The 13,425-nt window shown below is 40.7% G+C and carries 8 protein-coding genes; 6 read left to right on the top strand and 2 right to left on the bottom strand.

Going from position 1 to position 13,425, the window contains the following annotated elements:
- Positions 1 to 7: 7 nt before the first annotated feature.
- Together G2999_RS01685 and G2999_RS01680 are read left to right on the top strand one after the other, a co-directional pair.
- On the top strand, positions 8 to 3,310 hold the full coding sequence (locus tag G2999_RS01685; protein WP_010178100.1) for a glycosyl hydrolase: 3,303 nt from the start codon (positions 8 to 10) through the stop codon (positions 3,308 to 3,310).
- Positions 3,303 to 4,760: a BNR-4 repeat-containing protein gene (locus G2999_RS01680; protein ID WP_010178099.1), complete on the top strand. Its 1,458-nt coding sequence runs from the start codon at positions 3,303 to 3,305 to the stop codon at positions 4,758 to 4,760. Before G2999_RS01685 ends, G2999_RS01680 begins: the two co-directional genes overlap by 8 nt.
- Before the next feature lie 7 nt (positions 4,761 to 4,767).
- On the opposite strand, the gene G2999_RS01675 is transcribed toward G2999_RS01680, so the two are convergent.
- A complete protein-coding gene (locus G2999_RS01675) occupies positions 4,768 to 7,263 on the bottom strand; it encodes a heparin lyase I family protein (RefSeq protein ID WP_010178097.1) in 2,496 nt (831 codons plus the stop codon).
- A gap of 111 nt (positions 7,264 to 7,374) precedes the next feature.
- Here G2999_RS01675 and G2999_RS01670 point away from each other — a divergent pair, with 111 nt between their 5' ends.
- The 4 genes from G2999_RS01670 (at position 7,375) to G2999_RS01655 (ending at position 12,520) form a co-directional block, all read left to right on the top strand.
- A complete protein-coding gene (locus tag G2999_RS01670) occupies positions 7,375 to 8,013 on the top strand; it encodes an RpiB/LacA/LacB family sugar-phosphate isomerase (protein WP_010178095.1) in 639 nt (212 codons plus the stop codon).
- A 42-nt stretch (positions 8,014 to 8,055) separates the two neighbouring features.
- Positions 8,056 to 9,777, top strand: a complete 1,722-nt coding sequence (locus G2999_RS01665) for a sulfatase-like hydrolase/transferase (RefSeq protein WP_010178092.1) — start codon at positions 8,056 to 8,058, stop codon at positions 9,775 to 9,777.
- Between the two features lie 11 nt (positions 9,778 to 9,788).
- Positions 9,789 to 11,243: a BNR-4 repeat-containing protein gene (locus tag G2999_RS11575; RefSeq protein WP_010178090.1), complete on the top strand. Its 1,455-nt coding sequence runs from the start codon at positions 9,789 to 9,791 to the stop codon at positions 11,241 to 11,243.
- Between the two features lie 71 nt (positions 11,244 to 11,314).
- Positions 11,315 to 12,520: a glycoside hydrolase family 105 protein gene (locus G2999_RS01655; RefSeq protein ID WP_010178089.1), complete on the top strand. Its 1,206-nt coding sequence runs from the start codon at positions 11,315 to 11,317 to the stop codon at positions 12,518 to 12,520.
- Here G2999_RS01655 and G2999_RS01650 read toward each other — a convergent pair.
- A complete protein-coding gene (locus tag G2999_RS01650; RefSeq protein ID WP_010178087.1) occupies positions 12,517 to 13,377 on the bottom strand; it encodes a sugar phosphate isomerase/epimerase in 861 nt (286 codons plus the stop codon). The genes G2999_RS01655 and G2999_RS01650 overlap by 4 nt on opposite strands.
- Positions 13,378 to 13,425: the final 48 nt, after the last annotated feature.

Raw genomic sequence — 13,425 nt, 5'->3', positions numbered from 1 at the left:
AGTGTCAATGTGGAAGAAATTATTGTGTAGTGGTGTGTTGAGTTTTTTCTTAACACCTAATGTGTTTGCAGGACAACTCAATGCCGAGTACTTTGCGAAACCCACTGCTGAGTATTTACCAAAAACTTGGATGCACGCCATGAATGGCAATTTGAGTAAGCCAGGGTTTACCGGCGATTTTCAAGCATTGAGTGATGCGGGTATTGGCGGAGCTATATTTTTTCATGTGCATCGCAAAGATCGGCCATATTCTTCTAGAGGTCCCGTGCGCTTTGGTACAGATGAGTTCTTTGAACATTTGGTTCATGCAGCAGCACAAGCCGATAAACACGATATTGAATTTGGCATCCACAATGCTGATGGGTGGACTTCTAGCGGAGGGCCATGGGTATCTCCAGAACAATCCATGAAAAGAATTACGTGGTCAGAGACAAATGTTTCCGGTCCTCAAAAAATGACTCCCGCACAGCCTGGTTATTATGAAGGCCTTTATCGTGATATTGCAATTATCGCCTTGCCAGAAAATAAATACAATCAAAGCAATCAATTTGCTAATGCAAGGCTTTCCTCGTCTGACCTATCATTGAATACAAATGTGTTACAGGACAAAGATTGGGATACAACATTCACATTTAATAAAAATGATGACGATGATTATTGGGTACAAGTAACACTCGACAAACCTGCTACTCTTCGAAGTCTTCATATTGAGACACCTAATCGTCATGGTGATGCGTCTTTGCAAATTTCTCAAGATGGCAAAAAATTTATTACCGTTGATAAAAAATTAAGACGTCCACGCCCTGGGGCTCGTTTGTGGGCATTTAGCCCCCAATTAGTTACGAAAGACCAAGATGGTTATACCGCTAAGTATTTTCGGATCGTATTTGACAAACCTATTACACTGACTCGTTTTGATTTATGGTCGGTACCCCGCATTGACGATTGGTACTCAATGAATTCCATGGAACGAGGTCGATTAAGTTTAGCTCCTCAGATTTCTAGTCATGCCATTACAGCCTTAGATGACGTTGTCGTTTTACATCGGGGAGAGATTCCTGAGCAGGGTATCAATGTACCTGATGGACAATGGCGCGTGCTGCGATTTGGCTACACTAGTACAGGAGCTAAAAATGTCCCATCTTCTACTGAAGGCAAAGGTTTAGAAGTAGATAAGTTCGATGCGCAAGCATTGCGTTTTCACTTTGACCAGTATGTGGGTAAATTTGCCAAGCAACTCAAAGCTAAGAATATTAACTCATTAAAAACCACTGAGATTGATAGTTATGGAGTGGGGGGGCAAAACTGGACCAGCAATATAGATAAAAGTTTTAGTGCTAAATTTGGTTATGATTTTATACCTTGGCTGCCAGCGATGACCGGACGCGTGATTGAATCTCCTCGGCACACTGGCGCAGTGTTACAAGAATATCGTCAGCACTTATCGAATTTGATGGTCGATAACTATTTTGGGGAATTTACTCGTATTGCCAACGAGTATGGTATGGAATCTTACATAGAACCTTATGGTTGGGGGCCATTTGATGAACTCGCGGCCGGCGGTAAAGCTGATAGATTGATGGGAGAGTTTTGGGTCAAAGCCCCTTATGGCGAAGAACAACGCTATCATAGCCGGGTCGAGGCCGCCATTTCATCAGCACATACTTATGGGCGTAATATAGTCTCTGCAGAGTCGTTTACTTCGACACAAACTAACTGGTATGGCCACCCTTATTATTACAAACATCATGGTGATCACATGTGGGCACGTGGTATCAATGAAACTATGTTTCATCGCTTTGCACATCAACCTAATAACCACATTCGACCCGGAATGACAATGGATTCAATCGGTTCTCATATCGACCGAACTCAGACATGGTGGCTTAACGGCGGGTCTAAGTGGTTTGAATACCTTGCCCGTGGTTCTTACTTATTACAACAAGGAGTCCCGGATGCTGATTTTTTAGTGCATATTGGTGATGTAGCTCCGCTTCGTGTAACAAAGCGCCTGCAAGTTCCCGAAGGATTTAAATTTGATCATGTGAATACAGATGTGTTGATTAACCGAGCAAAAGTAGAAAATGGGCTTATTGTGCTTCCTGAGGGAACACGCTACCGAGCGATAGTACTTAATAGGACCGATTTTTTAAACTTTCACACTATTAAGAGAATTCAAGAACTCGTTGCGCAGGGAGCAACAGTGATAGGCAAGAAACCCGAATCTGTTATTGGTTTTAGTGAGTTGCCTAAACAAGCAGAATTTACGAGTATTGTTGATAAGTTATGGGGAGACTCGAAAGAGGGGCTTAATCGCTTCAAATTAGGTACGGTTTCGAGTTTTAGCTTAGAAGAGAGCATCAGTAAACTGGGCTTAGCTGCCGATCTTATAATTGATGAACAACCAGTAAAGTATTTCGCAAAACGTCGAATTGGCAAGAATACTTTATATTATTTTCATAATGATGAGCCGGTGTTTAAACATATTAATATCGACTTTAAGGACGGGGATGGTCAACCCGAAATTTGGAATGTCGATGATGGCTCTGTAGAACCCATTCTCAACTATACTCGTAGTGGAAATCGCCTAAAGACTAAGCTTGCTTTAGAACCTTATGGTGGACGTTTTGTACTTATAAGACGTGATGAAGACGCACCAAAGTACGAAGGCACATACACTCGGTTGATAGAAGACACTTATCTTAATAAAGACCAAGGTCGCATCATCAACACCCTTAATGGCCCATGGTCTGTAAGGTTTGACACCGCATTAGGTGGTCCTGAACAGGTGGAATTCGATCAGTTAGTTAATTGGATTGATAGTAATGACGACCGTGTTAAGTATTTTTCGGGTACAGCAAAGTATGAAAATTCATTCTCGCTAAATACACTGAATCGTTCAGAAAAAAATCGTATATACCTGGATTTAGGAGAGGTGCAACAAATAGCTGAAGTCAAAATTAATGGCAAGTCGATGCCAACTTTGTGGAAGCCTCCTTTTGTTCTTGATATCACTGATGTAGTTGAACTTGGAGAAAACCAATTGACAGTTGCAGTGACTAATACATGGGTGAATCGCCTAATTGGCGATGAAGCTTTACCTGATACGAGCGGTTATAGCATGGTGGGAGATACCGTAGCATGGTTAAATAATAACGAACCGCCACCGAAGAGCGAGAGAGTCACGTTTACGGGGTTTAACTTTTTTGAACGTTCTAATCGACGCAAATTACAAAGTTCTGGTCTTTTGGGACCGGTAAATGTTTTCTCAGTATCCCAGAACAATCTTAAAGGAAGTCATAATGAATAAACAAGCTTTCAGTTCCGTAGTCATTGTTATGACTTTGTGTCTTGTCATTGGGTGCGCAAATCTGCCACAAATCCATAAAAATACAAATCTTCAACGAGATTACTTTGCTGAGAATGGTTTTGGTGAAGGCGTGGCTGTAGTGCAACACCCAGCTGGAGAATATAAAAATGGCGTGACCTATTTGGCCTATCAAGGCCCTAAAGAAGATCCTTATGTCGCAGCATACAATCATGCTACAGGTGAGTGGAAAGGCCCCTATAAAGCAGGGGTAAGCATTTTGGGTAAAAACCCGCGTGGTAAAATTGACAGCCACGGAAAACCGACGTTGATTATTGATCATGCTGGGTATATCCATATATTTTATGGCAGCCATGGTGGGGTTCTTGATTTACACGGTAAGAATGCATTAGGTGACTATCATTCTGGCGAAAATAAACACGCAGTTTCCGCTCGCCCTTATGATATCAGTGAATGGGTTGATTTAGATAACGTCTCACCGTTTGGTACTTATAACCAAGCCATAAAAATGGAGAATGGTGATTTATATTTATTCAACCGCCACGGGGCTCACCGTAGTGATTGGGTATATCAAAAATCTACCGATAATGGTCGAACTTTTGAATCTCCAGTCTCGTTCCTAAAATACAAAGCTCGTGCAGATGGGTTAGGTACTGATAGTTGGTATCCCTATGTCTCAAAAGGAGTAGGGAATCAGATCGTAGTTGGTTTTGATTATCATTTTTGTTGGAACCGCAACGCACCACGTAATAATCGAGGCGGCCACTCGACTGAACGTAAAAATCTGTATTACATGACGTTTAATACCGATACTAATGAATGGCATAGTGTTGATGGACAGTTACTTTCAATTCCTTTAACCAAAGAAGAAGCAGATGCCAAAGCCTTAGCGTTTGATACTGGGAAAAATTGGACGTTTAATGGAACGACTAAGGTCGATGCAAAAGGCAATCCGCATATTTCTGCTTATATAGGAGAGGATATCGGTTGGCAAATTGGCGGTCCCAAAAATGCACGTTATTTCCGTTGGGATGGTTCACGTTGGAATGGCAATTTAAATAATGGTCTTCCCATCGGTCGAGGTGATTTTTTATCCTCAGGTGATAACGTTAGTTTTTTGTTAAGTGGCATAGACTCACAAACCAAGCGAACTTCGGTGCGTTGGTGGGAGAGTAATGATGCCGGTGAAACGTTTACTCAAGGACATGAACTATTACAGTTTAAAGACGATTGGGATGACAGAACTTCTAATGCTGATAGTTTGCGTCCAAAATCTCTCAGTAACTTAGATAGCCCTGGCTCTGCATCAAGTTCGTTTATTCGTAATGCGCATCCTGATGCGCGGATAATCATTGCTGAGAAAGCTGATGGGACCGATTATCGCCGTATGTATTTAGTCGGAGATAACGGCCCCGTGGTTCGTAGAGATTAATTGGTGACTAAGGCGTGACGTCAGTATAGACGGCGCGCTTATCCGAACTCGTTTTGATAGTATCAAGGTACAAATAGTGATCGTGCTGCATTAAACTTAAATCACCGTTAAAATACATCCCCCAAGAGGGATAAATGCCGTTTTTGTCATTGTACCCAAACTGAATATTATGTTCGTTTAGCACTTTATTGCCGTCAACCCATAGTTCTAGAATGCCGGTTTTAGTTTCAGAATAGTCAACCTTGGCATGTACAACAAAATCAACCCAACGGTCCAAATATTGGTCTTTATCTCCCGGAATATTAAATCTCTCAGTGCCTTCACCCGTGCGGGTAGGACTTAACTCATTACTATCCCATTTCCAGCTTCCTGTAAGACCATTCTCAGTTAAAGTAAGACTAAACGGAGGATTCCGAGAATGCTCTTTGAGGTGTTTATCAGCACTGCCATGTATTTGGAAGAATAGCCAAGGGTTCTCTTCCTCTTGTGTGCCTTCTTTGGGAAAATACACACTAAAACCATACCATGCATGCGCCCCTTTAACTGTCGGAGTTTTATGTCCGTGGAACATGGCTTTGCGGTCGACATTATCTATTTTGTTGGGATTGCCATTGTATGTAGCTGGATTAGTGTGGTGCCACACTAATTTTGCAGAGTACTGACCGTCACGTACAATCTTGTTTTCTAGTACAAAAGCATGATCGCCCTGATGTTGGTTAAACAAAAAATTGGCCGCTAAATTGCTATTTATACCGGGTGTAAATCCACGTGGATGCGATGCGTTCCAACCGCCATTTTCAAAAGACTCGGAAATGATTGGTATGTTCTTTGAGTTACCTCTAAATTGTCCTGCATGCCAGAGGTAAAGGCGTTGTGCTTTTCCTTTTTTCAGTGCAACAACCATAGCGATGGTATCTTGCGTTTCATTTTTGATTGGTTCGATTTGAATACGTGTGTTGCGCATTGCAATTTCGATTTGTGTTACGTGCCAGTTGTTACCATTATCACTAACTGCTTGTGCAAGAACATTTTTGCCTAGAGAATCTTTGTATACCACAAGTGCATTTTGCTTAGTTTCTTTAGACATCTTAATGACCTCAAGGGCAATAATGTTTTCGATGTTCTGATTATTTAGATCAACTAAGGTACGTTTTGCAGTACCTGGCATGGGTAAGCTATGAGTCCATTGTCCATCTTTAAATGCAGTCATTCGCCATTCTCGATAGTTCGGCGTTGACGCCTGATATGCCAGAGCTGGGGTATTACTATCAAGTAGTAATGGTCTAGTGCTAAAAGGTGTTTCTTCTCGATTCGTTGAATCAAATGCAAGCATCTTCTCATTTGCAACGTTAAGTGTAATCGGTAAAGCAATCTGCTCACCTTGTACATTGAAAAAAGTATCGCTACGTGTATCTAAACTTACATAATAAGCGTTAATTCGGCTGTAATGCGTTTTATCATGATATTCCAAAAAATTACATTCATGCCATAGGTAGCTAATGGCAATTTCTGTATCGCTAATTTTTATTGGATTAATATAAAACGTATCTACATTTAAAGGGTTGTTTTTCTGTACTGTGGGTAGTGTAATCGTGACGGGATCTTCAAAGTTTTGTTTGCCATGAGGCATTTTATAATACACCCAAGGAGATTTATGTGTGCCTAATCGTGTGAATAGATAAATGTCACCATTCCCCATGGTATAGCTTTTAGTGTATGAAGCAAAAGGTGAAATATCATTTACATAAACAAACTCACTGATGTCATTAGGACGTTTAGACATGACATGTAGCATACGACCACCTGCATGAGGTGTATCAATCGAATTAGGGTTTAATCCATCTTCACGTTCACCACCATGTCCACCATAGACGAGATGTAAATGACCCTTACTGTCTTTTTCAATAATAGGGCGACCATGACTATCGATTTTGCGCATCCCTTTTGACAGTGTACTTTCACCAGCTTTATATGCACCGTTCCACTGATGCGTTGCCAGATTGTAAGTTGCGATATATGGGTCAGTTAGATTCCCTTGATAAGTAATGTATAAAGTATCACCCGATACTATGCTCCATCCGGTATGTGGATTTCCAGGTAAATTTTCAGTGAAATACCCTTCAGGAAGTGCACTTAGAGAGTTGATTGGAGCCGGTGTTGGTCCAAGAGCTTCTATCGGCATGTCATAGATTTGGTGGAATGTTTTATTTGTAGTTTGTGCATCATAAATCGCTTGGTATTCTGGATATTGTCCGTATAGATACTGGTCGCTACGCCAATTCCAATAATCTATACTTTGTTTATCTTTCGGGGTTGCTTGTCCTGCAAGCGTTGTCAATACAGGATCTTCCTTGGCATATTTTTGAATAAATATACTTCTTTCGATGTTCAGCATACTTTGCAAATCTTTATCTTGAGGAGTATTAGTTGGGGTTGTGCAGCCACTGATAAATAGCAAATTACCAATAAAAATAGAAGAAAAGAAACCGAGCTTTATGTACATAGGTACTATCCGAAGTTGTTAAATTATTGTATATTGTTACAGTTTTAATCATAAAAAATCAATTTAAATCATATTTATTCATAAATATTAATCGTTACTGGAGAAAAGCCAATGAAAATAGCACTCACTTTAGAAAATAGCCAAGCTGGCAAAAACGCAGTTGTGTTAAAAGAATTAGAAGGGGTTGTTAATCCACTTGGTTACGAAGTGCATAACGTCGGTATGGTGGACGAAAACGATCACCACTTAACATATATTCATTTAGGTATTCAAGCGAGTTTACTGCTCAACACGGGGGCAGTGGATTTTGTCATTACCGGTTGTGGAACAGGACAAGGTGCGATGATGTCTTTAAATGCTCATCCAGGCGTAATTTGTGGATATTGTATTGACCCAACGGATGCGTTTTTGTTCAACCAAGTCAATAATGGTAACGCGCTAGCATTAGCATTTGCAAAAGGGTTCGGCTGGGGCGCTGAATTAAACATACGTTACATGTTTGAAAAAGCATTTACTACAGGTGAGCGTGGTCAAGGTTATCCTATTGAACGTGCCGAACCTCAACAGCGTAATGCGGGTATATTAACGCAAGTAAAAGCAGCAGTTGCCAAAGATAGTTTATTACAATCGTTCCAAAGTCTTGATCAGGAGCTGGTCAAACAAGCGGTTGGCAGTCAGCAGTTTCAGTCAACATTCTTCACTCATTGCAAAAATGAAATCATCGCTGATTACGTTAAATCACTTATTTAGTAGCTAGCGTTTTTTGAAGTGTATATAAGAAGGCGGCGTTCGATGAAACCACTACTCATGAAATTTTATGCAATATTTTGTTTTTACTTCGTAACTAGTTTAATGCCGTTACAAGCCGAGCAAAAATCGCCAAATATTTTATGGTTAGTGGTTGAGGATATGTCGCCGATTATTGCACCTTATGGTGATAATACAGTAGCAACACCGAATATCAGTTCATTGGCAAATGAAGGTATCGTATTCACGAACGTTTACTCTACTTCAGGCGTATGTGCGCCGAGTCGAGCGGCACTCGCTATGGGAATGTACCCAACATCATTTGGTGCAAACCATATGAGAACTGGCTCCAATACCAAAGAAACAGGTCTACCTAAGTACGAAGCAATCCCTCCAAGTGATGCCAAAATCCTGAGTCATCACATGCAAGAAGCTGGGTACTACACGACCAACAACTACAAAACAGATTATCAGTTTAAACCACCCCAAGCGATTTGGCATGAAAACAGCGTCAGTGCTCATTGGCGCAATCGGCCAGTTAATAGACCTTTTTACTCTGTGTTTAATTTCACTACCACACATGAATCGGGATTATTTGAGCCCTACGGTATCCGTGAAATAGAATTTCGTCATTATTTTGCCGGCGACCGTGAAAAAATTGAAGTATTGCCTCAGCATCATTCTATCAAAACTTCCGCTGATAAAACTCCGGTACATATTGGCCAAGATATAGACTTCCCGATCCCACCATACTTACCTAATACCACAGAAATAAGACGAGATTTATGGAAAATGTACAATAATCTAGTAGAAACGGATAAACAGATTGGTGCGGTGTTACAACAGCTAAAAGATGACGGGTTATATGATGAAACCATCATTGTATTTTATGCCGACCACGGCGGCCCGTTGCCTAGACAAAAACGCTTAATTTATGATTCAGGGCTCAAAGTACCCTTAATTATCCGCTTCCCCAACGCTAAACATGCCGGTAAGCGTGATGACCGTTTGATTAGTTTTGTTGATTTTGCGCCGACAACCCTGGCGATGGCTTCAAAATCAGTGCCTGATAATATGCATGGCTTACCTTTTGCTGACGGGAGTGGCTTAACTAAAAAGCAAGCAAGGGAATATGTATTTGCTGCGGCTGATCGCTTTGATGGTTTTACCGATACTATTAGGGCAGTAAAAGATAAACGTTTTAAATATATTCGAAATTATCGTCCAGAGCAGGGGTATTATTTGCCCGTTGCTTACCGTGAAAAAATTCCCACAATGCAATCATTGCTAACATTATATGAACAAAACAAGCTTAATGAACATCAAGCTCAGTGGTTTCGGCAGGACAAACCGAAAGAAGAGTTATTTGATACTTTAAATGATCCGCATGAACTTAACAATTTAGCATTAAATCCTAAATATGCACCGGAGCTTAAACGTTTTCGAGCTGAATTAGCCCAATGGCTTGAGCGTACTGGAGATGATCCATCAATGGCTGAAGCGGATTTGATTAACCAGCTTTGGAATAGTGCTGAGACGCAACCGGTTACTGAACCGCCAGAGATTGAACTTGTTGGAGATACAATATCTATCAGCACACCTACACAAGGCGCTATTATTGGGTATAAGACCGAACATCACAGCGAGTGGCAATTATATCAAGGCCCATTTCAACTTGAACAAGGCTATCAGCTTTCAGCGATTGCCCATCGACTCGGGTTTAAGTCTAGCGAAGCGATAAGAACAAGTATATTAAAACAGGATTAGTTTTGTTCATTATGAATAGACATAAAATAGGTGTACTAAAAAAATATAGTTTGTTGTGGATTGCTATAGTTTTCGGTTTTATTTTTAAAGCTAACGCTGCTTTAATGTCAGAAGTGAAAATTACAAATAAAGCGATGTTTTTTAATGGTGATAAAGTAAATAATAAACATACTGGGAATAACCCGGACGGTTATGACTATATTTTTGGTAATGCGCTGTCGCCACATGGAGATTGTATTAAAGTCTTCAAACATTTCGTGTTTATGACATGGTATCAAGGTGGCAAAGAAAACCGTCATGTTATGCTTTCTCGGTTCAATACGAAAACAGGGGTAACCAAAACCATTCAATTCCCACACCGACATACCGGCTTTAGAGGTAAATGGTGGCTTGGTGAAACGCATAACACAATTGCTGTAGGTATAAGCCCAAAAAACGACACGATACACCTTTTATACGATATGCATCGCAATGGCCGCTACCCGAACTTCGCCCACGACTATTTACGTTATTCATATTCATTAGAAGGTGCCGCTAGTGTGAGTGATGAAGACTTTACCCTAGCATTGTTTGTTAATTCCGAAGCGGGTCATTATAAACATTTACAATTTCATGGCATCGATGATATTGAAACTACAAAGTTGTTAACTTATCCCGCCTTCTTTACGGGTGAAAATGGCGAACTTTTTATGAAGATGCGCTATGGTTTTTCACGTAACGGAAAAATGCTTTTTACACGCTATGATGGTCAGCAATGGCACGGTTACTATGACTTCAATCGTGTTTTGGCCTCACAACATGGAAGTGAGTATGATTGGGGACTTTATGGTGACTTTAAATATGTAGGAAATAAGTTTCGTATTGCCTTTCAACGCCGTTTAAAAAATCTTAACGATAAGTTTTTGTATCAAGACGGTATTTACTACGCCTTTTCAAATGATCCGATGGGAATTTCGCAATGGCGAGGCGCCAATAATCAGGCTTTTGAACTTCCTCTTACCGATGCTGAATTGATTAAAATTGCTGAGCCTGGAGATTGGGCAAAAACTATCAAAAAAGATCAAGTTTCTATTAGTCATGGCTTCGACTTCATTGTAACTGACAGAGGAGATGAGCATTTTATCAGTCAGGTAAAAGATTTGGAGTTTAATGAGGTAATAAACTTACATACTTATCGCAAAGCGGGTACTGATGAATTTAAAACGGTACCATACAACTTAAATGGTCAGCTTTACACCTTCGACAATAATATATACCTCATTGGTTTGAAAGCTGGCCGCGTGACTATTGCAAAAGCTCCAGGTGGAACAAGTGATTTTGAGGTTGTCTATCAACATCAACATGGTTCTATTTTTGATAAGGGAGTTTCGTATGTTGCAAACGGTAAAGTCTACTACTTTTTAAAAGAAGCTGCAGGGACAGGTGATACTCGTACTTTGTATTTGCAGGTGTTTGACTTAAAGTAAAACATGATGGAAATACGGATACTTTTGGCAAATTATAAACTCAAAAGAGTAATAAAAAAGGAGACTATAAGATGAATTTAAAATATTTATCTCGTTTGCTGCTTGGCAGTGTGCTGTTGGTGACTATAACCGCATGTGAGATAACGCAGGGTACTCCTGTAGCAGTAACGCAGAAAACCCAGACATTACCGGATGCTGAGACTGTTATGCAGACTATCGAAAAAGTCGCAAACTGGCAGGTAGCGCGAACCCAATATATGCCGCATGTAGGGCGTGCTCAACTTGGCTCAGAATCTTATGGACGTTGGATTCAAGGAGCTTTTTATGTAGGCTTAACCCATTTAGCCGAACGCTCGCCAAACCCGTTTTACGAGACATGGATAGGTTATGTTGGTGCCGCTCATAACTGGCGCATGGGTAAGGTGAAATACTTTGCAGATGATCATGTCATTGGCCAAATGAACTTGTGGTATTACAATCGACATAATAACCAAGCGGCACTACTACCTGTGAAAGAAGTCTTTGATTGGCTGATAGAACAAAACCCTACTAACGATTTAACTTTTATTGCCGGTCGTAACGCAGACCGATTGCATAACTGTCAGTGGCGTTGGTGTTGGGCTGATGCTTTGTTTATGGCGCCTCCAACGCTGATTGCGTTATCAAATGCAACTGGCGATCAAAAGTACATCGAATATGCGCATAAAGAATTTCAGGCTACGGTAGATTTTTTGCTAGATCCTAAAACAGGATTGATGTTCCGTGATTCCCGTTATTTTGACCGCAAGGGCAAATTCGATGAGCAAATTTTTTGGGCACGAGGTGTTGGTTGGGTATACGCGGGGATAGTGAATTCGCTTACTCATTTACCTGAAGGACATCAGTACCGTCCATATTATGAGAATCTGTACATGAATTTAACTCAGTCAATCATCAAACTACAAAAGAAAGATGGTTCTTGGCCTATGTCGTTATTGGCTGGTGAAAAAGATAAATATCCAGAGTCAAGCGGTACTGCTTTCTTTACCTATGGTTTGTTATGGGGCATTAATCAAGGTTTACTATCTGAAGAAGAATATTTGCCGCAAATTCTAAACGCTTGGACAGTGCTGAATAATGCTGTGCATCCTGATGGTAAGTTTGGTTGGGTTCAAGGTGTTAACGATAAACCTGATGTGGTGGCCTATGACGACTCACAGTTATACGGTGTTGGTGCTTTCTTATTAGCAGGCTCACAAATGTATGATTTCGTCAGTAACAATGCAATATCAAATTAACGACTCAACGCTTGTTTGAGTCCCTTAAAGGATGCCTCAACCGCTTGCAGCGGGCTTAATCCTTCGGGGTATTCTTCTTGCTCTATTACTAACCACTGCGTGCCACCGTACGCAGTGGTATTAGAGACATAGTTAGCCCAATCAAAATCATCACCACCTAAAATCACTTGCGAATCTGCGGGTACAGTACCTGGTTTACCTTGATAGGTACGACGTTTGATGTGAGTTGTAATCGTTCGATTCGCGTATTGTTTCACAAGCTGATTAGGATCTTGTCCTGCAAATAATGCCCAGCCAACATCCAATTGTAGGACAAAGTTACGTGCGGTATTTTGTGCTAAGTAATCCCAAAAAGTACCCTCTTGGTACGACTCAAATTCTTTTGCATGATTGTGGAATCCAAGCTGCAAGTTATGCTCTGCTAAGCGCTTTGTTAGGATGTTGAACTCTTGTATTAATTCATCTATTTCAGCAGGATTATTGATGCGTTTATCATGAGGAATGATGATAATTCTTGCTCCAAGTGTTTTAAAGAACGCAATGTTACGTTCCCCTTCTTCTCCTGTCAGTTGTGGTAAACTGACATGCATACCGCTGACTTTTAGCCCCAAGTCCGCTAAAAATGTTTTTAGTCCTTCTGGATCCGAGGCAAACTCACCGTATCGTCCAGCAAACTCTACACCGTCAAATCCCATCTCTGCGATGGCAGTGAGCGTGCCCTTAAAGTCATCTGCAACAGCATCGCGTAACGAGTGAAGTTGGACTGATAGCAGTGGAGTAGTACTGGATGTTGTATTTGTACATGCAGTAATTGTGAACATAGTTGCCAATACCAAAACAAAAGAAAATAATTTCATCACGAGACCAAGTCAGATATTTGTATCATTAATGTTAGCATTAACTTG

Origin of the sequence: Glaciecola sp. HTCC2999, assembly GCF_000155775.1 — a bacterium.
Lineage (GTDB): Bacteria > Pseudomonadota > Gammaproteobacteria > Enterobacterales > Alteromonadaceae > Opacimonas.
The sequence above is the reverse complement of the archived record's forward strand: the minus strand, read 5'-3'. Positions and strand labels throughout refer to the sequence as shown.